At 64.7% G+C, this 25,680-nt stretch carries 27 protein-coding genes and 1 tRNA gene; 11 read left to right on the plus strand and 17 right to left on the minus strand.

The annotated features are described in order from the left end of the window. Positions 1-124: 124 nt before the first annotated feature. Positions 125-901, minus strand: coding sequence for an SGNH/GDSL hydrolase family protein (locus tag ACNEOT_RS18300; protein WP_415975773.1), 777 nt, complete (start codon positions 899-901; stop codon positions 125-127). 93 nt (positions 902-994) lie between these two features. Here ACNEOT_RS18300 and ACNEOT_RS18305 point away from each other — a divergent pair, with 93 nt between their 5' ends. Next, positions 995-1,555 (plus strand): PadR family transcriptional regulator, encoded by a 561-nt coding sequence (locus ACNEOT_RS18305; protein WP_415975775.1) that lies wholly within the window; start codon positions 995-997, stop codon positions 1,553-1,555. Between the two features lie 113 nt (positions 1,556-1,668). Then, positions 1,669-2,073: a nuclear transport factor 2 family protein gene (locus ACNEOT_RS18310; protein WP_415975777.1), complete on the plus strand. Its 405-nt coding sequence runs from the start codon at positions 1,669-1,671 to the stop codon at positions 2,071-2,073. A 200-nt stretch (positions 2,074-2,273) separates the two neighbouring features. Here the strand turns inward: ACNEOT_RS18310 and ACNEOT_RS18315 are convergent, their stop codons facing one another. Further along, on the minus strand, positions 2,274-2,435 hold the full coding sequence (locus ACNEOT_RS18315) for a hypothetical protein (protein ID WP_415975778.1): 162 nt from the start codon (positions 2,433-2,435) through the stop codon (positions 2,274-2,276). A 272-nt stretch (positions 2,436-2,707) separates the two neighbouring features. After that, positions 2,708-2,782: transfer RNA gene (locus tag ACNEOT_RS18320), tRNA-Thr, on the minus strand. Positions 2,783-2,874: 92 nt separating this feature from the next. Between ACNEOT_RS18320 and ACNEOT_RS18325 the strand changes: the two genes are divergently transcribed. Next, positions 2,875-4,338 carry a threonine/serine ThrE exporter family protein gene (locus ACNEOT_RS18325; RefSeq protein WP_415975781.1) on the plus strand — a complete coding sequence of 488 codons (1,464 nt, stop codon included), beginning with the start codon at positions 2,875-2,877 and terminating at the stop codon, positions 4,336-4,338. Between the two features lie 10 nt (positions 4,339-4,348). Here the strand turns inward: ACNEOT_RS18325 and ACNEOT_RS18330 are convergent, their stop codons facing one another. Continuing rightward, positions 4,349-4,609, minus strand: a complete 261-nt coding sequence (locus tag ACNEOT_RS18330) for an MbtH family protein (protein WP_008710007.1) — start codon at positions 4,607-4,609, stop codon at positions 4,349-4,351. Between the two features lie 90 nt (positions 4,610-4,699). After that, entirely contained in the window at positions 4,700-5,509 is an 810-nt protein-coding gene (locus ACNEOT_RS18335; protein WP_415975782.1) for an alpha/beta fold hydrolase, read from the minus strand. A gap of 92 nt (positions 5,510-5,601) precedes the next feature. On the opposite strand from ACNEOT_RS18335, the gene ACNEOT_RS18340 reads away from it, so the two are divergent. Next, positions 5,602-6,129, plus strand: coding sequence for a general stress protein CsbD (locus ACNEOT_RS18340; RefSeq protein ID WP_415975783.1), 528 nt, complete (start codon positions 5,602-5,604; stop codon positions 6,127-6,129). A gap of 31 nt (positions 6,130-6,160) precedes the next feature. Next, positions 6,161-6,814, plus strand: coding sequence for a hypothetical protein (locus ACNEOT_RS18345; protein ID WP_415975784.1), 654 nt, complete (start codon positions 6,161-6,163; stop codon positions 6,812-6,814). Positions 6,815-6,906: 92 nt separating this feature from the next. Here the strand turns inward: ACNEOT_RS18345 and ACNEOT_RS18350 are convergent, their stop codons facing one another. Both ACNEOT_RS18350 and ACNEOT_RS18355 read right to left on the minus strand, forming a co-directional pair. Continuing rightward, entirely contained in the window at positions 6,907-8,418 is a 1,512-nt protein-coding gene (locus tag ACNEOT_RS18350) for a DUF222 domain-containing protein (protein ID WP_415975785.1), read from the minus strand. 113 nt (positions 8,419-8,531) lie between these two features. Next, positions 8,532-9,476 carry a GlxA family transcriptional regulator gene (locus tag ACNEOT_RS18355; protein ID WP_415975786.1) on the minus strand — a complete coding sequence of 315 codons (945 nt, stop codon included), beginning with the start codon at positions 9,474-9,476 and terminating at the stop codon, positions 8,532-8,534. Between the two features lie 139 nt (positions 9,477-9,615). On the opposite strand from ACNEOT_RS18355, the gene ACNEOT_RS18360 reads away from it, so the two are divergent. After that, complete coding sequence (locus tag ACNEOT_RS18360; RefSeq protein ID WP_415975788.1) at positions 9,616-10,383, plus strand: NAD(P)H-dependent oxidoreductase; 768 nt, start codon at positions 9,616-9,618, stop codon at positions 10,381-10,383. On the opposite strand, the gene ACNEOT_RS18365 is transcribed toward ACNEOT_RS18360, so the two are convergent. From ACNEOT_RS18365 to ACNEOT_RS18380, 4 genes are all read right to left on the minus strand, one after another. Continuing rightward, positions 10,384-10,872, minus strand: a complete 489-nt coding sequence (locus ACNEOT_RS18365) for an FBP domain-containing protein (protein WP_415976360.1) — start codon at positions 10,870-10,872, stop codon at positions 10,384-10,386. Between the two features lie 2 nt (positions 10,873-10,874). After that, positions 10,875-11,441, minus strand: a complete 567-nt coding sequence (locus ACNEOT_RS18370) for a TetR/AcrR family transcriptional regulator (RefSeq protein ID WP_415975789.1) — start codon at positions 11,439-11,441, stop codon at positions 10,875-10,877. 65 nt (positions 11,442-11,506) lie between these two features. Then, positions 11,507-13,255: an ABC transporter ATP-binding protein gene (locus ACNEOT_RS18375; protein WP_415975790.1), complete on the minus strand. Its 1,749-nt coding sequence runs from the start codon at positions 13,253-13,255 to the stop codon at positions 11,507-11,509. Next, positions 13,252-15,000 carry an ABC transporter ATP-binding protein gene (locus tag ACNEOT_RS18380; RefSeq protein WP_415975791.1) on the minus strand — a complete coding sequence of 583 codons (1,749 nt, stop codon included), beginning with the start codon at positions 14,998-15,000 and terminating at the stop codon, positions 13,252-13,254. Before ACNEOT_RS18380 ends, ACNEOT_RS18375 begins: the two co-directional genes overlap by 4 nt. A gap of 105 nt (positions 15,001-15,105) precedes the next feature. Between ACNEOT_RS18380 and ACNEOT_RS18385 the strand changes: the two genes are divergently transcribed. The 3 genes from ACNEOT_RS18385 (at position 15,106) to rsgA (ending at position 17,945) form a co-directional block, all read left to right on the plus strand. After that, positions 15,106-15,285, plus strand: a complete 180-nt coding sequence (locus ACNEOT_RS18385; protein WP_068055931.1) for a hypothetical protein — start codon at positions 15,106-15,108, stop codon at positions 15,283-15,285. A gap of 50 nt (positions 15,286-15,335) precedes the next feature. After that, positions 15,336-16,784 carry an alpha,alpha-trehalose-phosphate synthase (UDP-forming) gene (locus ACNEOT_RS18390; RefSeq protein WP_415975793.1) on the plus strand — a complete coding sequence of 483 codons (1,449 nt, stop codon included), beginning with the start codon at positions 15,336-15,338 and terminating at the stop codon, positions 16,782-16,784. A gap of 147 nt (positions 16,785-16,931) precedes the next feature. After that, positions 16,932-17,945: a ribosome small subunit-dependent GTPase A gene (rsgA, locus tag ACNEOT_RS18395; protein WP_415975794.1), complete on the plus strand. Its 1,014-nt coding sequence runs from the start codon at positions 16,932-16,934 to the stop codon at positions 17,943-17,945. A 4-nt stretch (positions 17,946-17,949) separates the two neighbouring features. Here the strand turns inward: rsgA and ACNEOT_RS18400 are convergent, their stop codons facing one another. Further along, complete coding sequence (locus ACNEOT_RS18400; RefSeq protein WP_415975796.1) at positions 17,950-18,180, minus strand: hypothetical protein; 231 nt, start codon at positions 18,178-18,180, stop codon at positions 17,950-17,952. Positions 18,181-18,322: 142 nt separating this feature from the next. On the opposite strand from ACNEOT_RS18400, the gene ACNEOT_RS18405 reads away from it, so the two are divergent. Then, entirely contained in the window at positions 18,323-19,738 is a 1,416-nt protein-coding gene (locus ACNEOT_RS18405) for an MFS transporter (RefSeq protein WP_415975797.1), read from the plus strand. After that, positions 19,735-20,136, plus strand: coding sequence for a MarR family winged helix-turn-helix transcriptional regulator (locus ACNEOT_RS18410; RefSeq protein ID WP_415975799.1), 402 nt, complete (start codon positions 19,735-19,737; stop codon positions 20,134-20,136). Before ACNEOT_RS18405 ends, ACNEOT_RS18410 begins: the two co-directional genes overlap by 4 nt. An 11-nt stretch (positions 20,137-20,147) precedes the next feature. Here ACNEOT_RS18410 and ACNEOT_RS18415 read toward each other — a convergent pair whose 3' ends face one another. The 5 genes from ACNEOT_RS18415 to dnaK form a co-directional block, all read right to left on the minus strand. Then, the gene (locus ACNEOT_RS18415; protein ID WP_415975800.1) at positions 20,148-20,894 is read right to left on the minus strand and encodes an FAD-binding oxidoreductase; all 747 of its coding nucleotides are present in this window, start codon (positions 20,892-20,894) and stop codon (positions 20,148-20,150) included. 420 nt (positions 20,895-21,314) lie between these two features. Further along, positions 21,315-21,731, minus strand: coding sequence for a heat shock protein transcriptional repressor HspR (locus ACNEOT_RS18420; RefSeq protein ID WP_415975802.1), 417 nt, complete (start codon positions 21,729-21,731; stop codon positions 21,315-21,317). Beyond that, positions 21,731-22,906, minus strand: coding sequence for a molecular chaperone DnaJ (dnaJ, locus tag ACNEOT_RS18425; RefSeq protein WP_415975803.1), 1,176 nt, complete (start codon positions 22,904-22,906; stop codon positions 21,731-21,733). The genes ACNEOT_RS18420 and dnaJ overlap by 1 nt, the downstream gene beginning before the upstream one ends. A gap of 31 nt (positions 22,907-22,937) precedes the next feature. Continuing rightward, entirely contained in the window at positions 22,938-23,582 is a 645-nt protein-coding gene (grpE, locus tag ACNEOT_RS18430; RefSeq protein WP_415975805.1) for a nucleotide exchange factor GrpE, read from the minus strand. Further along, positions 23,579-25,423 (minus strand): molecular chaperone DnaK, encoded by a 1,845-nt coding sequence (gene dnaK, locus ACNEOT_RS18435; RefSeq protein ID WP_032376212.1) that lies wholly within the window; start codon positions 25,421-25,423, stop codon positions 23,579-23,581. The genes grpE and dnaK overlap by 4 nt, the downstream gene beginning before the upstream one ends. Between the last annotated feature and the right edge of the window lie 257 nt (positions 25,424-25,680).

Raw genomic sequence — 25,680 nt, forward strand, 5'->3', positions numbered from 1 at the left:
CACAATCGAGCTCCAGCCAGGTCAGCACCTCATCTGTTCGCGGAGGCAAGATCGACCGGGGCGTTCAGGGGGACCACCGCTTCGGCGAGCGGTGTCCCATGCACTGCTCCCCCGAGCAGCAGCCCTACCCGACCGATGTCAGCTGAGGCCGCTTCGCCGTACGACTGTGGCCCGAGGAGCGTCTACGGACTCGGCGAGCCAACCACGGCGCGAGGAACATTCCAGCCCAGGTCAGGTCGGCACGAACTCGCGAGAAGGGGTTCGGGCGCGTCAGCGGTGCCAGGGGGCGATTCCATGCGTCGGTTGCACCGGGTAGACCGAGTGCGTACGCGGCTGCGGCGGCAAGCCGCGCATGTCCTGTCTCGTTGAGATGCAGACGATCCCAGCTCCACAGCCGCGGGTCCGAGGCCACATCATGCTGCTCGAGGTCGATCACTGCGACACCGAATTCCTCTGCGACTCTGCGGATCTCGGCGTTCAGTTCGGTCATACGCCTCGCAATGACCGCCTTACCCGGGACCGGGTGAGCAAGACGGGGAAACGTCATCGTGATGACGGCAGCGTCGGCCGACCGCAACGCAGCGAACATTGCGCCCAGCTCATCGGCCACGGTCCGCGCATCGAAATGCGGACGCAAAATGTCGTTGACGCCGGCAGCGACGGACGCGATCGTCGGCCTCAACGCCAGAGCGGCGGGCAACTGCTCCGCCCTGACCTCCGCGGCCTTGCGACCACGCACCGCGAGATTGGCGTAGACGGCTCCGCCTTCGCCCTCGGCCATGTGCTCGGCGAGCCGATCGGCCCATCCACGAAAGCCTGTTTCCTGGTCACCATCGTTCAGCCCCTCCGTCTGGCTGTCGCCGAGGGCTACGTAACGCACCGGTTCTTTTTGCTTCACCATGTCTACTGCTCCTTCATAAGACGCTGTCAATATACAACAAATTGACTACGGCCAGACATCGAGCAGCGTGGTCGACGGGTACTGTGCCGAATCATGTCGCTACGTGATGCCGTGCTCGCTGCGCTGGTCGACGGGGAGAAGTCGGGTTACGACCTGTCCAAGGCGTTCGATGCCACCGTCGCCAACTTCTGGACCGCCACTCCCCAGCAGCTCTACCGAGAGCTCGATCGAATGGATCGAGACGAAGTGATCTCGGCTCGACTGGTGGAGCAGGACGGCCGACCCAACAAACGGCTGTTCAGCCTGACCGACAAGGGCCGGGCAGCGCTGCGCCAGGTCAGTCACAGACGATCGAAACTTCCTGCGATCCGCGACGAGCATCTGGTCGCAATCCACGCTTTGGAGGCCGGCGACCTCGAGCCGATGACGGCCGCGATCCGAGACCGGATGCAGCTCTCGCGCGACAAGCTGGCCCGGTACGACCGGATGGCGCACCGCCTGCTCGACGGACGCACCGAGACGGACTTCCTGGCGACCGCAGATCGCATCGGCCCGTACCTCACACTGATGCGGGGGCGGATGTTCGAGGAAGAATCGCTACGCTGGGGTGCCCGCGTGCTCGAAGTACTCGACGCTCGCGCCGGTCACACATGAGAGCGGCAGAGCCTTTCGCAAATCCGAGTCCATAGTCGCAAAGTTGTGTAAGGTCCGCGGAGAGAACCCCATCATGGGACCACCCCGGCCCGGCCTCACTCAGGAGATGCCACGTGCAACAGTTCCGACAAGCCGTCGAGGCAAACGACCACGACGCCATGGCTTCGACACTGGCTGAGAACGTTGCCTTCAGCTCACCCGTCGCCTTCAAGCCCTATCGTGGCAAGCAGACGACCGCGGCGATCCTGCGCGCTGTCACACGAGTTTTCAGCGACCTCCACTACGTCCGAACCGTCGAAGACGTCGGCGGCCGCGATCACGTCCTGTTCTTCGAGGCCCGCATCGACGATGTGACCGTCCACGGCTGCGACATCCTCCACCTCGATTCCGATGGCCTGATCGACGACTTCACCGTGATGGTGCGTCCGCTGTCGGCGGCACAGGCACTGTCCACAAGAATGGCCACCGAATTCGCCGTCGAGATGGCCCCGATCGCTCCCCAGGACAAGACCGACTGACGGGCAGCAACTCGACCACATCGATGCCATCCGCGACTTCGCGCCCTCTTCGTGCAACGAAAGCACCAGAAACGTTGCGCAGCAACCAATCAGGCCTTCTCCGACCGGGCGGGCTGCCCCACACGCTCGATTGCAGCCAGCCAGGCGGTAGAAGGTTGTCGCTACCGCACCGCCAACGACGCAGTTGCGGACAGTTTGCGCTAGCTGCGGTTGTTGCGGGCGAGGTAGCGCGGCATCGCGAGGAACAGAATACCCACCACGAGCAGCGCTATAGCGACGCCGACGCTGCCCCCGATCAGGCTCGCCACGGCTGCGATGATGAACAAGACCCCACCGACGATCCACAGTCTCTTGTCATTCATGGGCCGAGTCTAGAACCCAGCCATGGCCCTTGTCGCGTAGTCCCGCCAGCGAACTCGGGCGAAAACCACTCGGATCCACGCCCTTCGCCGTAATCGACGCCCCGCGCACCGGGCGTGAATTCTCGCGGCAAGGGTCGATGTGGCCCACGGCCTCGAATCGGCTCCTCCGCTTCGGATACCCGACCCCGATCGGCGTCGGATCTACGAAATCGAGGAACTGATCCACAGAGGCGCGAGAAAAACTCCGACCCCCAGCAGCGGGATCGGAGCGATGGAGCCTCCTAACGGGATTGAACCGTTGACCGCTCGCTTACAAGGCGAGTGCTCTACCGCTGAGCTAAGGAGGCAGTGAAGCGAGCCCAGCATATCCGTTCATCGGACGCTCAGTGTCAACAGGTACCTTGTCCGTGGATCACCCCAGCAACGTGTAAAGACGGTCATGACTTTCCTGCAAGACCTGACGGCTTCGTTGAGCCGTCTCACCGGTGAGCGTCGGGCCACCATCGATACGCCGACCGCAGCGCCGTCGCCCCTTCGTCCGATCGATCTGACTGACGATGCGTCGGTCGCCGAGGTCCTGGAACTGGCGGTTCGTGTCGGCGAGGTGTTGTTGGCGTCGGGCACCTCTGCTGTGGACACGGCGACGCAGGTGCAGTTCATCGCGGCGACGTACGGCCTCGCGCGATGCGATGTCGATGTCACCTACAACTCGATCACTCTGAGCGCACACCGTGGTCCGACGCGTCCTCCGGCGTCGACGATGCGCATCGTGCATTACCGCTCGATGGACTTCACGCGTCTGTCCGCGGTCGACCGCTTGATCCGCTCGGTGCGCGTCAAGGTGGTGCCGCCGAGCATCGCGCGTGATCGCCTCGACGAGATCACCTCGGCCCCACACCCGTACAACCGGTGGATCGCGACCTTCGCGTGGGCAGGAATGGCGGCAGCGATCGGTGTGCTGCTCGGCGGCGGCGCGTTGGTGGCCGTCGTGAGCTTCCTGACGACGATGGTGATCGACCGAATCGGCCGCATCCTCAACCGCGCCGGCCTGCCGTTCTTCTTTCAGCAGGTGGTGGGCGGATTCGTGGCGGCAACCCCCGCGATCACTCTGTACAACTTCCAAGAGCAACTCAACATCAGCATTTCTCCGTCGGTGATCATCGGTGCCGGGGTGACGGTGCTGTTGTCTGGGCTCTCTCTCGTCGGCTCGGTGCAGGATGCGATCACCGGAGCACCGATCACGGCGTCGGCCAGATTCTTCGAAGTGTTGATGATGACGGGCGGAATCATCGCGGGCGTGGCCACGTCACTACGGCTGGCAGCATTGATCGGAAGCGACCTGCCGCAGATCAGCAACCTGCCTCCCCCCGAACTCATACAGGTGCCCACCAAGGTTCTCGCCGGCGCTGTGGCGTCGCTCTTCTACGCGCTGGCCTGCTACGCCGAACAGCGCGCTCTGACTGCTGCGTTCATGGGCGGTTTCGCGGGCGCGCTGGTCTACCTGATGTCGCAGACGCTGGCCGTGGGCCCGATCATCGCGTCGGCCATCGCGGCCACCGTCGTCGGATTCGCCGGCGGGCTGCTCGCGCGTCGAGCGCTAATTCCGCCGCTCATCGTCGCCGTCGCAGGCATCACGCCGTTGCTCCCCGGACTGTCGCTCTACCGGGGTCTCTACGCGATTCTCAACGACCAGTTGCTGCTCGGCATCAGCTCGCTGTTCGCCGCGTTCGGCATCGGCTGCGGTCTGGCGGCGGGCGTCACACTGGGTGAGTGGGGCGCACGAACACTGCGTCGACCCCGGATCCTGGCGCGCACCGAGGAACTACTGCGCCCGACGCTTCGCCGCAAAGAAGAACCGCGCCGACCGACGGTTCGTCGGCGGCGCGGTACGAGTCCTTCGTAGAAGGCGGAACTCAAGCCTCGGTGCTGGGGGTTCCCTCAGCGGATGCGCGTGCAGCAGCGTCGGCCTCCATGGCCTCACGCAGGCTGCGCGGACGCATGTCGGTCCAGTTCTTCTCGACGTATTCCAAGCACGCGGCGCGGGTGTCTTCACCGAAGACGACACGCCATCCCTGAGGGACCTCGGAGAACGTCGGCCACAGCGAATGCTGGTCTTCGTCGTTGACCAGCACGAAGAAGCGTCCGTCTTCGTCATCGAACGGGTTGGTACTCATCTCGCCTCACTCGTCGCGAACGTTTGGTTGGTAAGTCTGCACCGTGAGGTGCCACACGACCCTAGCAACGCAGGTCGGGCTGTGGTGCCGTCAGGCCTTCAAGAAGTCGAGCAACTGCGCATTGACGGCCTCGGGTCGTTCCAGATATCCGTAGTGCCCAGCGTCCGCGATCTCCACGTACCGAGCCCCCGGAATCGCGTCGGCCAGCTCCTTTCCCAGGTAGGCGGGGATCATCCGATCGTCGGCGAACCCCACCGACAAGCACGGCACGCTCACGCGGCGGTACGCCGCAGTTCGATCGAAATCGTCCTCCATACCCAGCTGAGCGCGCACCCCAGCGGACGGTGACGATGCCGAGAATTCGAACAGGTCGAGCCAGTCGCGCGCTGCGCGGGCATCTCGCAACGTCGCAGGCGACAGGTTCATCACCGCCGTCACCGCGGCCGAGTACGTGCCCGGGAGCTCGACGCGCTTGTCGTACAGGGCTCGTTCCCCGTGCGCGAGGGTCTTCTGAAACTCGTCGACCCGGGCGTGACCGGCGAGGAACACGGCTTTGCGGACCAGGTCGGGCCGGCTCAGAGCAAGTTCCTGCGCGACGCGTGAGCCCATCGACGTCCCGACGACATAAGCCTTCTCGTCGCCGTTGCGGACGAGCTCGATCAGACCGGCGGTGTCGGCGACCATGGCCTCGATGGTGATGCCGTTGGTGCTCTCCGACGACGGAGCGATGCCTCGATTGTCGAACGTGCACACTCGATAGCCCGCTGCTGTGAGAGCGGGCACTTGATGCAGTTCCCACACTCGGCCGGGGCTACCGGTACCCATGATGAGAACTACCAGGTCGCCGATGCCCTTGACCTGGTAGTTCACGTCGATACCGTTGATCTTGGCGATAGGCATACGTCTCCTCACAGCTGATTCGTCCGTCGGCGATCGTATCGTTCGGTGCCGACATGGGGTTACTCGAACGGCCAGTGGGTACCTGGTGTTACATGACTGACGAGAACGTAGCTGGCGAAGCACGCAAGGGATTGCTCGACGGAATCAAGGGCAAGGCCAAAGAGGTCGTGGGTGCTGTGACCGGCAACGACTCGTTGACAGCCGAGGGCCAGTTGCAGGCCGCTCAGGCCCGCGAACACAAGGAAGCCAACGCCACGGAGCGCGTGGCCGAGGCACAAGCCACCGAAGCCGCCGAAGAATTGGCCGATGTGCGCACCGCCGCGGAGAGCCGCCGTGAGGCCGCGGAGGACAATGCCGCAGTCACCGAGGCGCAGGCAGATCGGGTGAGGCAAACGCAGGTAGCCGCGGCCGAGCAGAACAAGCGTGAAGCCGTCGCGCAGGAACGCGCAGCCGCGGAGGTCGACGCGACCGCCGAGCAGATCGAAGCCGCGGAAGAGCGACGCATCGAGCAAGCTGCTGCGGACTCCGACGAGATGGTGGCCGCGCAGAAGCATCAGGAAGCACTTCGTCAGGCCGAAGCCGATCGCAAGAAGGCCGAAGAGCTTCGTAACCAGGCTTGACCCATTACCGCCGATTTAGGAGTTCCGCTTCATGAGTGTTTTGGCCCTACCACTGACCATCCTTCGAATCCAGTACAAGATCGCTCGAATTCCGTTGCAGCTCATCGAGACCAACGTCGTCGAGAAGATGAATGCGGAATCACCCGCGCGTCTGGTGTACGAGCACACGTTCGGATCACTCGACCGCGCAGTCGGAAACCTGTTGGGAGACAAGAACCTCGCCGACCGCGGTGAGACCCTCGTCGACAGCACCGAGAACCGCGCCGAAGCAGCGCGACTCGACGCCGAGGCGCGGGCGAAGAAGGCCGCAGCGAACGACGAGCTGAAGATTGCTCGCGAGACCGCCGAGAAGGATCGCCGCGCAGCCGACGCCGCAGCCCAAGAAGCGGCACGTGACGCCCGCCAGCAGGCGGAGCAGCGCAAGCGCGAGGCCGCTCAGGACGCCGAGCGCAAGGCCGCCGCGGAGAAGAAGAAGGCCGACGAGCAGGCCGCAGCCACCGCAAAGGCCGCCGAGGATCGCAAGAAGGCTCAGCAGGCTCAGGTCGACAAGCAAGAGAAGTTGGCTGCAGCACCGTCCGAGGCCGAATTGGCCGAAGCCGCAGAACGTTCCGAGGAAGCCGCCGCCAAGAAGGACGAGGCGGAGCGCATCGAGAAACTGTTCATCGCGGAGAAGAACAAGGACTGACCGCTCGAATTAGTTCGAGGGACAACCTCCTCCAGCCCCGCACCGTGCTCTCGGTGCGGGGCTGGTGTCGTTTGTGAATGGTGCGGGCCGGTTCAGGCGATGTGGGGGCCTGCTCGGGCGTGCGATGGTCTCGGTTGTCGGTACGGGTCGACGGATGCGGGTGGCACGAACCACGGGTGGTTGTCGGTGCCGATGAACACTTCCCAGTCACTGTGGTGGAGGAGTCGGTGGTGGAATCCGCAGAGCAGGACGAGGTTGTTCATGTCGGTGGGGCCACCATCGGCCCAGTGCCAGATGTGGTGCGCTTCGGTCCAGGATGCGGGTTTGCCGCAGCCGGGGAAGGCGCAGGTGTGATCTCTTGCGATGAGGGCTCTGCGTTGTTTGGCGGTGACGGTGCGGGCGGTGCGGGCGAGGTTGATCGGGGAGCCATTCTCGTCCATGACGATGGCCGTGAGGACACAGTCGCACGCCAACTGCCGAGAGGTGTTGCGGGACAGTGGCCCCATCCAGGGAAGCCGGCCCACGGTGGTGCCGTCACCGAACAGGTCGCGGTACGCGCCACGATCCGCTGCGGCACCGCCGTCACCGTCGCCGTCGCCGTCACCGTCACCGTCACCGTCACCGTCATTGTCGGCGCCCTGCTCCGAAGCATCCGATTCGGCAGGGGTTCTCGAGCTGTCGGAGACGGAACGTCCATCCGCATCGTCGGCCCCGTCGGGGTGGATCGGTTCGCCGGTGTTGATGTCGACCGCGTCCGCGCTGATGTCGGTTTCTGTTGCAGTGCGCGAGTTCTCGTCGTCCGCGATATCGTCGACGTCGTCGTCGGCACTGTCGGCGCTGTCGCGGAGGTCGGTGAGGTCACGCAGGGTGATGTGCAGGTTCACATGCGGTCTCTCGCCGCCTTCGATGGGTCGATCACTCGATGCGAGGTACTGGTCGAGGATGTGCTCGAGGGCGTCGGCGCGGCGTTTGGCGGGGGATCGTTCGTCGGGGGTGCCGTCGGCCGCTGGTTGGTGTTCGGTCAGTGGTGAGAGTGCGGTGAGGAGTTTTTCTCCGGTGACCGCGTCGAAGCCACCTTTCATGACCAGTCGCCCGTTCAAGGTTTTCGAGGCGAAGAGTTCGTTGCGGTCGGTGTCTTCGGCGGGTGGCTTCTTGCTGCCGTAGGTGTCGTGCAGGCGGGTGATCGCCGCGCGGAGCCGGCCGGTCTGGGCTCCCGGCCCGATCGCTGCTTTCACCAAGGCAGCACGTGCGATGTCTTGTCCTGCCTGGGGGAGGTTCTTCGGGGGTGTTTCGGCGAAGGTGAGGATCAGGGCAGCGTGGTCGACGGACATCACGCCGGTGTCGATGGCGTCGGCGATGTCGGGAAAGTCCTTCAACCCGCGGCCGAGGGCGACGATCTTGTTGGCTTTGCTGGGGGACAGCAGGGTAGTGGAGGTCAGCCAGCCTGCAGGGCCGGGGAAGCCGAGTTTCTCCCGGGAGACGCGGGTGTCGATCTCTGCGACGAGAGCAATACGTCGGGCTTCGAGCAGTTGGATCTGGTGGGAGACCACGGCGGCGTCGGCGAGGAGTTCACTCTCGCTCAGTTGCCAGATCGCTGCGGTCATGAGAGCAAGTGTATCGAACAGGCGTTCGACTCGCAACCATAGTCAAATCGAAAACTATTGTCCTACATAAGTATTCGCTGACCGAAACCTGTCGGTGGCTCGTGATAGGTGAGTCAGCCGCCAACCCGGAACGTCGCCCGATACGCACTCGGCGAGACTCCCAGTTCAGCGGCAATCTGGTTCCGCAGCGATGTAGCAGTGCCGAATCCCGTGTCGTGTGCGATGCGCTCGATGGTCAGGTCCGTGTTCTCCAGCATTTCTCGCGCCCGCTGCACACGTTGCGCCACGATCCATCGAGCCGGGGAGACACCGACTTCGGCGACGAACCTGCGTGAGAACGTCCGCACACTCATCGCCTGGTGCCGGGCCAGATCCTCCACGGACAGGGCCGACCCCAGATTGCGCAGCGCCCATTCCTGCGCGTCGGCCGTCGACGTACTGTGCGTCCGCGGCACCGGGGTGTCGATGTACTGCGCCTGCCCACCGCTGCGATGGGGAGGTACGACGGTTCCGCGCGCCACTCGATTGGCCACTGCCGCTCCGAAGTCCTGTCGAATCATGTACAAACACAGATCGATTCCCGAGGCCTCCCCTGCCGCTGTCAACACGTTGCCGTCGTCGGTATAGAGCACGTTGGGGTCGAGCAGCACTTGCGGATACAGCTCGGCGAATCGAGCGGCCGACTTCCAGTGCGTGGTGGCTCTCTTGCCGTCGAGCACGCCCGCCGCAGCCAGCACGAACGACCCAGTACAGATCGACGCCAACCTTTGGGTCGACAACGCATCGAACACGATGGATACAGCGCTGTCGGACGCATAGTCGGCGTCGGAGGCCGGCACGATGACGGTGTCGGCCTCGGCCACCGCGTCGAGTCCTCGCTCGACGAGTATCCGAACGTCGGAGTCGGTACGGACCGCGCCAGGCACATCGGTACAGGTGATCACCTCGTACAACGCCTCACCGGATTCGGACTGCGCCTGCCCGAACAGACGATGCACGATTCCCAGCTCCATGGCGAGGAGACCATCGCGCACGTAGACGGCTATGCGATGTGTCATGTGGAGATCCTCCCGTCGTGCGCGTTTTGCGTATCCCTGGGTACGCAAAACGCGCACGGCGGGAGGTTGGCCGAATTCTTTCACATGTTGTCTTTCATGCCACTGGTTCCGGACAGCGGCGTAGCCCAGGATCGAGAGCATGAACATTCTGTGGGTCTACGCCCATCCCGAACCTCGCTCCCTCAACGGCTCCCTTCGCGACGCGGCGCTCGTACAACTCCGCTCAGACGGCCATACCGTCGAGCAATCGGATCTGTATGCGATGCAGTGGAATCCAGTGGTCCAGCCAGTAGACTACGGCCACGATCCGGCCGAGCGATTCAAGGTGGCGACCGCGTCGAGCAAGGCCCTCGCCGCGGGCATGCAGACCCCGGACATCGTGGCCGAGCAACAGAAGCTGCTGCGTGCCGATGCCGTCGTGCTGCAGTTTCCGCTGTGGTGGTTCTCGATGCCCGCGATCATGAAGGGCTGGGTGGATCGCGTGTTCGTCGAGGGATTCGGCTACGGCATCAGGCGTGCGGACGGCCGCTCGCGGCGCTACGGGGACGGCACGCTCGCCGGAAAGCGTGCGATGGTCGTCGTCAGCATGGGCGGCAGCGAACACACCGTCTCCCCGCGCGGCATCAACGGCGAACTCGACGAGATGCTGTACCCCATCCAGCACGGCATCCTGTTCTACACCGGCATGTCCGTGCTGCCACCGGTACTTGTGGCCAGCGCCGACCGGATGACCGAAACCGATTACCCTGCAGCAGAATCGGAGCTCCTTCAGCGAGTGAAGGGCCTGCCCACCGACGAGCCCATCCCCTACCGCACCCAGAACGGCGGCGACTACGACCGACAGTTCGTGCTGCGTGACGACCTCGCACCCGAGGACACCGGAGTGCGGATACACACCGAACGGTGATCAGTCGAGAACGCGAGCAACGAACGCGTCGATGTTGTCTTTGACTGCTGCGGTGCGGGTCTCGACATCGAAGTCTTCTTTGAACTGACGGCCCAGCGCCGGGGTCTTCTTCTTGCGCGCATACAGCGAACACGCGAGGTCCGAGCAGATGTAGGTGCCCACCGTGTTGCCGCGCCTACCGGATTCCCCGGCCTTCGCAGCAGCCATCAGCGAGACTCCGCCGTTCGCGTGCGTGGTGAGGCAGATGCTGCACATCTGCGCCTTACGGGGCCCACCCGGCTTGTATCGCAACGCAATTCCGCGCAGCCGATCGACCTGCGGTACGACGAGGTAACTGCGTCCGGCCATTTTGGGGTCCGTCCACCCGAGAAAGTCGAGGTCGTCCCACGGCACGGCGTCGAACATCTCGGGCAGGGAAAGCCGACCGGCGTCACCCTTGGACGAATTGACGAACGACGACCTGATGTCGCGTTCTGAGATCGGTTGCATTGTCACTGCCTCCACTGTTTCAACAGAGCATCGATTCCGTCGAGAATACGAACCCAGGAGACCTGCGAATCGGGCGCGCTGTGACCGAACGAGCCCGCCGCATCAAGACTCGCATAGCCGTGAAACACACTGCCCAACAATCGAACAGCGTGCACCTGATCGGCCTCCCCGAGGTCGTAACCTCGGAGAATGGCTTTCATCATCGCCGAGTGACGCACTCCCGCACTCGCACGAGCAGTCTCGTGATCGAGCGGGAACTGCGTCGCGGCGTAACGACCGGGATGCTCACGCGAGTAGTCGAGATACGCGTTGGCGACGGCAACCAACGCGTCCTTGCCTGCTCGGCCCGCCAGCGCTTCCGACACCCGATCGGCCAGTTCTTCCAATGCCAGCAGCGCGATCCCGACGTTCAACTCGTGCGCGTTCTTCAGATGCGAATACAGGCTTGCCACTTTGACATCGAAACGGCGTGCTACTTCGCTTGCGGTGACGCGATCGAAGCCCACCTCATCGGCCAGATCCGCACCCGCACGCACGATGCGTTCGACAGTGAGCCCTGCACGTCCCATAGCGGCCTCCTCGTTCGAGGACACCGTAACCAAAACTAAGACCTATAGGCAAATTACTAATACGATCAGCGGCCCTGCCACGCCTCCCACAACTGCGCGTATCGCCCACCTGCCGCAACCAGCACTTCATGCGGGCCCTGCTCCACGATCTGTCCATGCTCGAGCACCACCACCCGGTCGGCCGCGGCGGCCTGCGTCAGGCGATGCGCGACGATCAACGTGCTGCGTCCCCTCGTCGCGGCCTCCGCGGCAGCTTCTAGCTCTCGCGCACCGGAACTGCCCGCCTCCGCGGTGGCCTCGTCCAACACCGCGACGGCAGGATCCGCGAGGACCAGCCTCGCCAACGCCAACTGCTGAGACTGCGCCGCCGTCAACTGATGCCCACCCTCACCCACCGCGGTGTCCAGGCCCTCCGAGAGCGCCTCGACCCATCCCCACGCTCCGACGGTGCGCAACGCGGATTCGACGTCGGCGCGCCCGGCGTCCGGTGCCGCGAGCAACACATCGTCGATCAGTGGGCCGGCGAAGACGTGTACTTCCTGGCTTACGATCGCGACATGACGCCGTAACCCCTGATGACCCAACGCATCCAGGGACGCGCCGCCCACCCGAACCGTCCCCGACGTCGACGCCATGGAACCGGCCGCGATGGCCGCGATCGTCGATTTGCCTGCACCGGTGGAACCGACCAATGCCACGGTCTCGCCGGCGTCGACCCGCAGATTCACCCCGTGCAGCACCTCGTGGCCGGCCTCGTACGCGTGCCGCAGATCGGTGACCTCGAGGGTGGCGTCGACGGGCACGGAACCGTCGCCGATGGGCCGTTCGTCGGCGATATCGATAACGCCCACAAGTCGGGCCAGAGATGCACCGGCGGACTGGATGTCGTCGAACGTGAACAGCAGCATGCCGATCGGATTGAACAACCGGTGGAACAGCAGCGCTGCAGCCGTGGTCTCGCCGACGGTGACGTAATCGCCTCGTACCAGCAGGAATCCGGCCAACAGGATCACCGACAGTCCGACGCATTCGGCGCGGTTGTTCCGCGAGGCGAACCGCGTGAACAATCGGAAGACGTCGATGCCGATGTCTCGGGCCTTGGCCGACGCTCGGTCGACCTCACCGAGGTGTTCGGCTTCGAGTCCGTAGGCGCGCACCGTCTTTGCGCCTTGCATGCTGCTGACGAAAGACTGTGCCCGCTCACCCATCGCCACTCGCTCGGCCGCGTACAGCGGAGCCGATCTCGGCAGGTACCAGCGCAGAGCGAGTACGTACATCGGCAATGCGACCAGTCCCGCGAGTCCGAGACGCCAGTCGATGCCGAGCATCGTGATCATGCTCAGGGACACGAGCAGAACCGCTCCGACGAGCTGCGGGATCACCTCGCCGATCGATTTGGCCATCACCGCGACGTCGTCGCCCACCCGAGAGAGCAGGTCGCCCTTGCCTACTCGCTCCAGCGTGGCCACCGGAAGGTGCAGCGCGCGACGCACGACGGCCTCGCGCAGCGACGCGAGAATGCCCTCGCCGAGGGTGCTGATCAGGTAACCGCTGAAGCCGGTGACGATTCCGCCGATCACCGCGGCCACCGAGATCACGACGACGACACCGATGATCGTCTCGGTTCCAGCTCCGTCGCGGACGCGGTCGACCAGAATACCGAGCACGTAGACGGGCACCAGCGACATGGCCGCGGCAATCGCGCCGAGCAGCAGCGTCACTGCGGTGCGAACTTTCCGCAGGCGCAGCTGTTCCAAGAGCCACCGACCGGAGCGCGCACCGGAGGCGATCGGAAGCAGTTCGGGGGCGGTCATCGCAGCACCGTGTCCTTGTACTGCGCGTCCGAGGACGCGAGATCGTGGTGCGCTCCCTCGGCGACGACGCGGCCGTCGTCGATCACGAGAACGCGATGGGTCACCGACAGCAGCGCGGGGCTCGTGGTGATGAGAATTGTTGTCTGCGAGGCACGTTCGGTGTGGCGGAGCTCGGCGATGCCGCGGGCGATGGCGTGTTCGGTGACGGCGTCGACGGCCGTGGTCGGGTCGTGCAACACCAGGACCGGGGCGTCGACGGACAGTGCGCGCGCCAGAGCGACTCGCTGGCGTTGGCCGCCGGACAGGCTGGCTCCGCGGTCGGTGACGGCGTGATCGAGACCGGCCTCGTGCAGTTCGACGACGTCGGTGGCTGCCGAGGCCTGCAGAATCCGGTCGAGTTCCGCGTCTGGCCGCTCTCGCCCTGCGGTGACGTTGCTGCGAACGGTTCCGGCGAACAGGTCCGTGATGTGGGGCTCGACGAGGACCGTCTCGCGGGCGCGTCGTAGATCGATCTTTCCGGCCTGGATGCCACCGACTCGCACAGTTCCGGTGTAGTCGGCGTCGGAGATCTGACCCGACAGCACTGCGGCGAGCGCTTCGCCGTCCTGCGGTCGGTAGGCGACCACTCCGAGCATCTCGCCCGGGGCGGCGCGGAGGGAGAGCCCGTCGAGCGAGCGGAAACGAACCTCGTCCACCACGAGTTCGGACCCTGCAGGTATCGCAGACTCCGATTGCGGCAGAACGTGTTCCGCGCCGAGCACGAGGGCGAGCCGGTCGGCCGATCCGCGCACCATCGCAATCACGCCGGGAACTTTCGACAAACCGGTCAGCGGTTCGATGACGAACTGCGAGAGCCCGATGACCGTGATCAACTCACCGACCGAGATACGCCCCTGCAGCGCGAACCAGCCTGCGGTACCGGCAATTCCGACGGCGAGCAACGCGTTGACCGCGGCCGCCAGGCCCTGATAGACGTTGTTCGCACGAGCCAGCTTCAGAGTCGCACCCAATGCCGCGCGACTCGACGTCACGAATCGCTGTGTTGCGGCGTCCTCGGCTCCGATTCCGCGCAGTGGCCGAACTCCGCTGACCAGATCGGTGGCCATGCCCGAGACCCCGGCGATCTCGGCTTGCTGCGCGGTAGCGGCGCGGGTGAGCAACGGAGCGAGGCGTTGCAGCGCAATCAGGATCACCGGAGTTCCGATGATCACGGCGAGGCCGAGCGGAACGTCGACGATGATCAGCGCCACCGCCGACGCAACGACCGCCACGGCCGAGGCGAAGACCCGTGCGATCAGGTCGAGGATCCAGGATTCCTTCTCGGCATCGGACGTCGAGACCGTTAGCAACTCCCCTGCCGACAAATCGGTGCGCAGTCCGCGTGGATCGAGGACGCGTCCGGCGACTTCCACCCGCACCGCATGCGCCTCCCGCTCGATGGCGACGACGATGATGCGGGCACCGATACGCCAGGCGTAGGAGAGGGTGACGAACAGGGCCGCAAGACCGATCAGCGAGAGAATCATCGCCGTCACGTCCCCGGTGTCGATCGCCCGCGAGACGATCAGACCGATCGCGACCGGAACCATCGTTTCGCACAGCTGATGCACTCCGAACAGCAGGGACGAGACGATCAGGCGGGCGCGACGGCGTCGTACGGTGCGACGCAGAATTGCCGAGCCGGTGGCCGGAGAAGGTGCCTCCACCACCGTCCGAGCAAGGCGGAGCGGTACAGAATCGGTCATTTGCTGCAGCCTATGGCATCGGGAACTGGCGATAGGGTGCCACATTTACATAGAGTCGGCATCAGCGAACACCATGTACGCCCAGTAGAGAGTGCGGAGAACACCATGCCTGCCAAGACGTCCACAGACAACGACATCGCCGACGAAGACATCGTCCCACTCGAGTACGAGACGGCCAGCCAGGCTCAGCGCGTCGTTGCCGCCTACGCAACCGATGCCGACGAATGCCGCATGTTGCTGTCGATGTTGGGTATAGATCCTGTTGTGAAGGGCGAAAGCGAGTAGCACACTCGCAGGACTGTTTCCCCAAGGATTTACAAGCGGATTGGACAGTTGTGGCTGACGCCTCGCAGGGTTCGGATTTCGTCGTCGTAGCCAACAGGTTGCCGGTAGATCTGGAGAAGCTCCCCGACGGGAGCACACGATGGAAGCGAAGCCCTGGCGGGTTGGTTACCGCGCTCGAGCCGATTCTGCGGGCCAACAAGGGTGCGTGGGTGGGTTGGGTCGGCGTTTCGGACGTCGATGTCGAGCCGTTCGTCGAGGACGGCCTGCAGCTGCGTCCGGTGACGATCAGCGAGAAGGAGTACACCCAGTACTACGAGGGCTTCTCCAACGCGACGCTATGGCCGCTGTACCACGACGTCATCGTCAAGCCCGAGTACGACCGGGATTGGTGGAACGCCTATGTCGAGGTCAACCGCCGCTTCGCCGAGAAGACCTCCGAGGCCGCGGCCCAGGGTGCGACGGTCTGGATCCAGGACTACCAGCTCCAGCTCGTTCCCAAGATGCTGCGGATGCTGCGCCCCGACCTGACCATCGGTTTCTTTCTGCACATCCCGTTCCCGCCGATCGAGCTGTTCATGCAGATGCCGTGGCGCACCGAGATCGTCGAAGGTCTGCTCGGTGCCGACCTGATCGGTTTCCACCTGTCCGGCGGCGCGCAGAACTTCCTCTACCTTGCCCGACGCCTCGCCGGGGGAACCACGTCCCGCGGAACCGTCGGAGTGCGGTCGAAGTTGGGCGTCGTGCAGGTCGGCTTCCGTACCGTCCGAGTCGGTGCGTTCCCGATCTCCATCGATTCCGGTGACCTCGACACCAAGTCGCGCTCCAAGGCCGTCCGCGATCGTGCGAAGCAACTGCGCAAGGATCTGGGTAACCCCAAGCGCATCATGCTCGGAGTCGATCGCCTCGACTACACCAAGGGAATCGACGTCCGGCTCAACGCATTCCGCGAATTGCTCGAAGAGGGCCGCGTCGACCCGGCCGAGAACGTCATCGTGCAGTTGGCGACGCCCAGCCGTGAACGCGTCGAGAGCTACGTTGCGATGCGCGGCGAAATCGAGCAGCAGGTGGGCCGCATCAACGGTGAGTACGGCCAGGTGGGTCACCCGGTCGTGCACTACCTGCACCGGCCGATTCCCCGCGACGACCTACTGGCTTACTTCGTCGCCGCCGACGTCATGCTCGTCACGCCGCTGCGCGACGGCATGAACCTCGTCGCCAAAGAGTACGTGGCCTGCCGCAGCGATCTGGGCGGCGCGCTGGTGCTCAGCGAATTCACCGGTGCCGCAGCCGAATTGCGCCAGGCGTACCTGTGCAACCCACACGACCTGGACAGCGTGAAGGACGCGATCATCGGAGCCCTCGAGCAGGACGCCGAATCGGGCAAGCGACAGATGCGCGCCATGCGCAGGCAGGTCCTCGCCCACGATGTCGACCGTTGGGCACGCTCCTTCCTGACCGCACTGGCACAACCGGCGGAGGGCACCAACCTCACCCGATAAATCGCTTTCCCCACACCGTCGACGGCTGCTACTTTGCCGTCGACGGTTTCTTTTCATGTATCGAGACAAGCGAGGAGGTGGGCATCGTGGCCACCTGGACGAGCACGCACCCGAGCCCACGTCACTCCTCTCCGAAGGACCCCTCGCATGTCCTCATTGCTCCACTACGGCCTCGATCAGCATTGGTTGGATGAGTTCCAAAAACTTTCTCAGGAAACAACTCTCGCGCGCGTCGTTCGCGTCGACCGGGGCGGATTCGACGCCGCCACAGCGTACGGAATCGCTCGATGCACCGGCGGCGGCACCTGCACAGGCGATTGGGTAGCACTGGACGCGCACTCGACCCGTCTCATCGACATCCTCCCCCGCCGGACGGCCATCGAACGGGCCTCCGCCGGATCCACCTCCGACACACAGGTTCTCGGGGCCAACGTCGACACCGTCGTCGTCACGGTCGCGTCGGACACCACACTCGACCTCGGTCGCGTCGAGCGCTACATCACCCTCGCCTGGGGCAGCGGTGCTGTTCCCGTTCTCGCGATCACCAAGACCGACAGTGGTAGCGTCGCCGAGGAGTTGCTACTGGCCGCCGCTCCTGGGGTCACCGTGTGTAGCACCAGCGCAGTCTCGGACGGCGGAATCGATTCGCTGACACCGCATCTGCGCGGGACGGTTGCACTGATCGGGCCGTCGGGATCCGGTAAATCGACGCTCGGCAACGCGCTACTGGGCGGGGCGGTTCTCGCCACCGGCGCCACCCGCGAGGCCGATAGCAAGGGCAGGCACACGACGGTGCATCGAGAATTGGTGCCGATTCCCGGCTCGAGTCTGGTGCTCTTGGACACTCCGGGACTGCGGTCGGTAGGCGTTCAAGGATCGGAAGACGCTGTGGCGAGCGCATTCTCCGACATCGAAGAACTCGCATCACTGTGCCGATTCGGCGACTGCGCACACGAACACGAACCTGGATGCGCAGTGCTCGCGGCCGTGGACGCGGGTGAGCTCACCGAACGACGGCTGGGCAACTACCGAAAACTGTTGCGAGAGAACGCTTGGGCCACCTCGCGGCACGACGCCCGAGCGCGCAGCGAGAAGCTGCGGGAGTACAAGCAGATCTCGAAATCGCTGCGCCAGAAATACGCCGTCGACGGCAGGAAGTAGTAGGTCAGCTCTCGTCGAACAGTGAGGGGCTCTCGGCCTCCGCCTCGGCCAGCGGGGTCGAACCCTCACTGTGCGACGCCTTCCGCACCACTTGGACGGTGGTGGTACGCACCGACAACCGGTGTCCGTCGTAATGCTCGAGCAACGCCAGACCCTGACGAATCTCGAGCACCTTCCACGGGCCGGCATGACCGGACGCTTGAACCAGGTCGCCCGGTGCAATCTCGGAAGCCACTGTTCGTCTCCATTCGGTAAAGCCAAGTCTGTGACTCACACCCTATCGGGCGCGTCCTACCGGCAGCTCACTTGCTCGCCGAACAATTTAGGAGTACTCATGTAATAGTTGTAGATATACAAGCATTACTGTGGAGGTGGACGTGGCCGAGTTGACTCGAAAGCACCGGTATCTCGTACTCGGCATCTGCTGCCTGAGTCTGTTTCTCGTCAGCACCGACAACACCATCGTCAACGTGGCGCTGCCGTCGATGCGCGCCGATCTGAACGCCTCGGTATCGGGTCTGCAGTGGATCATCGACGCATACACACTGGTGGTGGCGTCACTGCTGATGCTCGGCGGCTCGATGGCCGACAAATTCGGCCGCAAGCGCTTCTTCCTGATCGGCACCGGAACGTTCGTCCTCGGATCCCTGCTGTGCAGCATCGCACCCTCGCTCGGCTGGCTCGTCGCCTTCCGCATGCTGCAGGCCATCGGTGGCTCGATGATGAATCCCGTCGCGATGTCGATCATCACCAACACCTTCACCGATCCGAAAGAACGCGCCGGGGCCATCGGAATGTGGGGTTCCGTCGTCGGGATCTCGATGTCGGCGGGCCCCGCTCTCGGCGGCATCCTCGTCACCGGTGCCGGCTGGCAGTCCATCTTCTGGATCAACGTTCCCGTCGGCATCTTCGCACTGGCGATGACACTGAAGTTCGTGCCGGAATCCAAAGCCGAGCACGCACGCAAGTTCGATCCCGCCGGCCAGTTCCTCATCTTCGCGTTCCTCGCGTCCCTGGTGTTCACCATCATCGAAGGGCCAGCGAAAGGGTGGGGATCTCCGCTCATCGTGCTCACCGGTGCCGTCGCTGTCGGCTCCCTCGTCGGACTGCTGGTGGTCGAATCGCGCATCGAGGAACCGCTGATCCAACTGAGGTTCTTCCGTAGCGCGCCGTTCAGCGGGGCGACGGTGATCGCGGTGTGCGCGTTCGCGTCTCTCGGCGGATTCCTGTTCCTCAACACCCTGTATCTGCAGGACGTGCGCGGATACTCACCGCTGCACGCCGGCCTCTACACTCTGCCGATGGCGTTGATGACACTGATCTTCGCGCCGATCTCCGGTCGCATCGTGGGCACCCTGGGAGCGCGCATTCCGCTCCTCGTGGCCGGAATCGGCTTCGTGGCCTCTGCACTGATGCTCACTCGACTGACGGCGACGACGTCGTTCGCGTGGCTGGCCGTCGCATACGTGATCTTCGGAATATCCTTCGGCATGGTCAACGCCCCGATCACCAACACCGCCGTCTCCGGAATGCCGCGCAGTCAGGCCGGAGTGGCATCGGCCATCGCGTCGACGAGCAGGCAGGTGGGTCAGTCGCTCGGCGTTGCCGTCGTCGGGTCCATCGTCACGGCGAGCATCGTCGGGGAAATTTCCGACGGTTTCATCGCTGCCGCCGTGCCCGCGTGGTTCGTGATCGCCGGTGCAGGCGTGGTGGTGACCGTACTCGCGTTGGTCACCACCGGCCGGTGGGCACGTGCGACCGCCGATCGAATCGACCAGCCGGTGCTCGTATGACCGACGATGCAGCACACGTCTGGCGCGAGATGCGCGCACTGATGCTCGAGAAACACGACACCCGTCGAGCCGTCGCCGACGCCACCGGGATGAGTTTCCTGCGAGCCAAACTGCTCACCAGGTTGCTCGCGGGCGATCGGACCGTCACCGAGCTGGCCGAGATTCTCGCGTCCGATGCGCCGTACATCTCGCTCAACGTCCGCGAGCTCGAGAAACGCGAATTGGTGGTCCGCACCGAGGATTCCACCGATCGTCGACGCCGGATCATCGGACTCACCGACACCGGACGGCAACTCGCCGAGAAGGCCCGCGCGATCGCCGACGCTCCTCCACCGGAATTCACGACGCTACCGCCCGAGGATCTGGCGCATCTTCGCCGGATTCTGCAGCTGCCCTGATCTTGGGGCCTTCAGCGCCTGATGGCGTCGAGGGGGGTGCCGATCTCGACGAGCGCGCGTACGGTCGCCGCCTCCATTCCCGGTGACCCGCAGACCAGGATCTGCCGATCCAGGAAGGGCCCCTGCATGGCGACGACGTCTGCCACACTGCCCTCCCAGCAATGCTCGGGCTCGAAAAAGTTTGTGCTCGAACCGATTTCGGCATGGATGCGGTCGTTCCATCGATCCGACGCCCACGGCTCGTGCAACTGGTCGACGACGGGTACCACCGTCAGCCACGGCAGCTCGGCCGCCATCAACCACAGCATGTCGCCTGCATACAGGTCGCGAGGCGATTTACCGCCGACGAACAGCGTCACGTTCGGCGGCTGCTCCCGGCGCGTGAGATCCAGCAGAATCGCGCGCAGTGGGGCAAGGCCGGTACCGCCTGCAATCATCACGACGTCGCGACCCGAATCGTCGACATGCAGCTCGCCCCGCGGATCACTGATCTGCCACACATCGCCGGGCCGCGTCTCGTTGACGATCGAGCCACTCACCCAGCCCGCCGGAACGGCTCGAACATGGAACTCGAGCTTGCCGTCTCGGGAAGGCGGCAGCGCGGGTGAGTATCGCCGCGTCAGCGAAGCGTTCTGGGGAACCGTGACCGCCACCGACTGGCCTGCCTGGAACGGCACCGCGTCGCCCTCGAGCCTGATCACCGCGAGGTCGTTCCGGAGGCGATGGTACTGAACGACTGTCGAATTCCACGCCTGCATGCGGACCAGAATAGGGGCCGGTGCCAGGTGTCTCGCAAACGCGCGCGAGGTTCGCCCGGCCCGACGCCGCAAACGCGCGCGCGGTTCGCCACCGTGGCCCCGGTCGAGGCCGCAAACGCGCGCGCGTTTGCTGAACGCGCGCGGAACAGTGACCCAATCGCCGGCGAGTCTGCGCGCACCTGACAAATGCGCGCGCGTTTGCGGGAGGTGAGCGGGAGAGACCCGCAGCTGAGCACTGCCGGCCCGACTCGACCCTGGTGGCCCAGCCCGGCGCAGGTTCGCCACCGCAGCGCTACCCGGCGCTGCAAACGCGCGCGCGTTTGCTGAACGCGCGCGGAATAGTGACCGAATGACCGGCGAGAACGCGCGCACCTGACAAATGCGCGCGCGTTTGCGGGAGGTGAGCGGGAGAACCGAGACCTAGCGCTGGTGGCGCGGCTTCCAGACCACCAGGGCATTGCGTTGGATCGGCACCAGGTCGCGGCGATAGCTGGCGTGAACGTTGGCCAAATCCTGAGCCAGCTCTGAAATCCGAGCCTGCAGTGCCTCGACCTGATTGGTGAGTTCGATGATGCGCTTGATGCCCGCGAGGTTGACGCCCTCGTCCTGCGAGAGTCGCTGTACCTCACGAAGCAGCGCAACGTCACGCGCCGAGTAGCGTCGACCGCCTCCGGTGGTGCGAAGCGGGGTGACCAATCCGAGCCGGTCGTAGGTACGCAGCGTCTGCGCGTGCATTCCCGCAAGCTGAGCCGCGACGGAGATCACGAAGACCTGCGCGTCGGGATCAGCTTGTCCGTCACCGGCTTTCGCAGATCCTCCCTCGGGAGGGACCGACATCACACACCTGCCCACCCGGCCCGCGGGTCGAATCCGCTGGCCTTCTCGGCTTCCAGATAGTTCTTCAGAGCGTCGGTAGCAGCATCGTCCAGTTTCTGCGGGACGGCAACTTTGACGGTCACCATCAGATCACCGGTACCGGACTTCTTCGGGATGCCGCGTCCACGCACGCGCAGCACTCGCCCGTCGACGGTCCCGGGCGGAACCTTCACTCCGACGCGGCCTTCGAGTGTGGGTACCGACAGCGTGGCACCGAGCACCAGTTCGCCGTAGCTCACCGGAACGGTCACCGTCAGGTCGTCGCCCGAGCGGCCGAACACCTTGTCGGGCTTGACCCGTACCGTCACGAACAGATCGCCGGACGGTGCTCCGCGCAGTCCGGCTTCACCTTGACCGGCGAGTCGTACCTTCTGACCGTCGCTGATGCCGGCCGGGACGCGCACGGTGATGGTGCGGGTGCGGTTCTGCACTCCGGTTCCGCGGCAGTCGACGCACGGGTCGTCGATGATGGATCCGGTGCCGCGGCAGTCGTCGCACGGCTCGCTGAAGCCGAACGCGCCTTGGTTTCTGTTGACGACGCCTTGGCCGTTGCACTTGGGGCACACGCGCGGGCTGGTTCCTGGCTTCGCGCCGCTGCCGTGGCAGGTGGTGCACGAGGACGGACTGGTCAACTTCAGGGGGACCGTCACGCCCTGCGCCGCTTCACGGAACTGCAGCGAGGTCTCGGTTTCGACGTCGCTGCCGCGTCGGGGCCGGTTGCTCTGCGGACGCTGCTGCGCACCGCCGCGGTTGAACAGGCCACCGAAGAGGTCGCCGATTCCACCGTCGCCGCCGCCCTGACCGAAGATGTCGCCGACGTCGAAAGTCTGTCCACCGCCGCCGAATCCACCTGCGCCGGGCGAGAATCCACCGCCGCCGCGGCTACCGAAGCCGCCCGAGGCGAAGAGCCGTCGGGCCTCGTCGTATTCCTTGCGCTTGGCCGGGTCCGCGAGGACGGCATGCGCCTCACTGACCGCCTTGAACTTGTTCTCGGCCGAGGCGTTACCGGGATTGGCGTCGGGATGGTTGTCCCGCGCCAACTTTCGGTACGCCTTCTTGATCTCTTCTGCAGTCGCGCTGGAGGAAACGCCCAGCTCCTTGTAGAAGTCCTTCTCGATCCACTCCCGCTGGCTCACCGGGCGTTTCCTCCTCTCGCGCTATTTCTGTTTACTGCTCGTCGGACGCAGGTGCATCCGATTCCTGTGCTGCATCATCGACGACACCGACCATCGCGGTACGCAGGACGCGCTCGCCGAGCATGTAGCCCTTGCGCATCAGCGTCCCGACAACGGGGCTGCTGCCGTCTCCCTCATGGGAGACGGCCTCGTGGATGGCCGGGTCGAAGGCGTCGCCCTCGGCTCCGAAAGTGGTCAGGCCGATGTTCGAGAACACCCCTGACAACTTGTCTGCCACAGCCTTGAGCGGGCCGGTTTCGAGGTCGCCGTGCTGGCGAGCTCGCTCGAGATCGTCGAGAACCGGAAGCAGCTGCGAGACGACGGACGCCTTCGCGTTCTCCGCTCCGGTCTGCTTCTCCCGGTCGGTGCGACGCCGGTAGTTGGCGTACTCCGCCGAGACACGCTGCAGATCTGCGGTGAGCTCTGCAACCTGCGTGTCGCGCGGATCCTCCACTACCTCGCCGTCGTCGACGACCGAGTCGGTCCCTTCGTCCACCGAGCCGGGCTGGGGAGCAGTGCCGGTGCCCGCGAGGGGCTCCGGAACTGCGTCACCTTCCCGTACTTCACCGGTCTCGGGATCGATCTTTCGCTTGTCCACGAAAGTGACCGGTTCCTGCTCGGTGTTGTCCGACGTCACTTCTTGTCCGTGTCGTCGGCCGGCTCGTCGACAACCTCTGCGTCGACGACACCGTCGTCAGCGGCCTGCGCGCCACCCTCTGCGCCGCCCTGCTCCTTGGCCTGAGCCTCGTAGATGGCGGTGCCGAGAGCCTGCGACTCGGTCGAGAGCTTCTCCACAGCGGTCTTGACTGCCGAGATGTCGCTGCCCGCGAGAGCCGTCTTGGCGTCGGCGATGGCGGTTTCGACGCGTCCCTTGAGCTCGGCGTCGACCTTGTCCTCGTTGTCCTTGACGAACTTCTCCGTCTGGTGGACGAGGGACTCGGCCTGGTTGCGAACCTCGGCCTCTTCGCGACGAGCCTTGTCCTCGTCTGCGTGAGCTTCCGCGTCGGCGACCATGCGGTCGATCTCTTCCTTGGACAGGCCGGAGCCGTCCTGGATCTTGATCGTGTTCTCCTTGCCGGTGCCCTTGTCCTTGGCCGTGACGTGCACGATGCCGTTGGCGTCGATGTCGAAGGTGACCTCGATCTGCGGGACGCCGCGAGGAGCCGGGGGCAGCTCGGTCAGCTCGAAGGAGCCGAGGAGCTTGTTGTGCGAGGCGATCTCGCGCTCACCCTGGAAGACCTGGATCTGCACCGAGGGCTGATTGTCGTCAGCGGTGGTGAAGGTCTCGGAACGCTTCGTCGGGATGGTGGTGTTGCGCTCGATGAGCTTGGTCATCACGCCACCCTTGGTCTCGATGCCGAGGGACAGCGGCGTGACGTCGAGGAGCAGAACGTCCTTGACCTCACCCTTGAGCACACCGGCCTGCAGTGCGGCACCGACGGCCACGACCTCGTCCGGGTTGACGCCCTTGTTGGGCTCGCGTCCACCGGAGAGTTCCTTGACCAGCTCGGACACGGCAGGCATACGCGTCGAACCACCGACGAGCACGACGTGGTCGATGTCCTTGACGGCGATGCCGGAGTCCTTGACCACTGCCTGGAACGGCGCGCGGGTGCGGTCGAGCAGGTCGGAGGTGATCTTCTGGAACTCCGAGCGGCTGAGCTGCTCGTCAAGAAACAGCGGGTTCTTGTCGCCGTCGACCGTGATGTACGGGAGGTTGATCGAGGTGCTCTGCCCGGAGGACAGTTCGATCTTCGCCTTCTCGGCGGCCTCACGCAGACGCTGCAGCGCCATCTTGTCCTTGGTCAGATCGATGCCGTTCTGAGCCTTGAACTTGTCGACGAGCCAGGTCACGATGCGCTCGTCCCAGTCGTCGCCACCGAGGTGGTTGTCGCCGGACGTGGCGCGGACCTCGACGACGCCGTCGCCGATTTCCAGCAACGAGACGTCGAACGTGCCTCCACCGAGGTCGAACACGAGAATGGTCTGCTCGCTGTCGCCCTTGTCCAGGCCGTATGCGAGAGCTGCCGCGGTGGGCTCGTTGACGATGCGCAGGACGTTGAGGCCGGCGATCTGGCCGGCTTCCTTCGTGGCCTGACGCTGTGCGTCCTCGAAGTACGCGGGAACGGTGATGACCGCGTCGGTGATTTCCTCACCCAGGTAGGCCTCGGCGTCGCGCTTGAGCTTCTGCAGCGTGCGCGCGGAGATCTCCTGAGGCGTGTACTTCTTACCGTCGATCTCCACGGTCCAGTCCGTGCCGACGTGGCGCTTCACGGAACGAATCGTGCGGTCGACGTTGGTGACCGCCTGGTTCTTCGCGGGCTGGCCGACCAGCACTTCACCGTTCTTGGCGAAAGCGACGATCGACGGGGTGGTGCGTGATCCCTCGGAGTTGGCGACGACAACCGGTTCGCCGCCCTCGAGGACGGACACGACCGAGTTGGTGGTCCCGAGGTCGATACCGACCGCACGAGCCATAATGTTTCCTCCTGTTATTGCGTGGACTGCGTCCCTGGGTGAGCGAACTCCGCTCAAGTTTGCACAACGCGATCTGTCGCGTCAACTTCCAACTTGAGCCTCATCCACTCAAGGCTGCTGACCTGCACAACGGAGGGTGTGGCGAATTTGTTCCCGAGCGTGCCTGCGGCAGTGGTGCGGTTAGGTGCCGCCTGGGGCACTCAACCGCACCACTGCGCGGAGCGCACAACGCCGCGACGATCAGCGGGGATCGTCGC

The organism is Rhodococcus sp. 077-4, assembly GCF_047782425.1.
Lineage (GTDB): Bacteria > Actinomycetota > Actinomycetes > Mycobacteriales > Mycobacteriaceae > Rhodococcoides.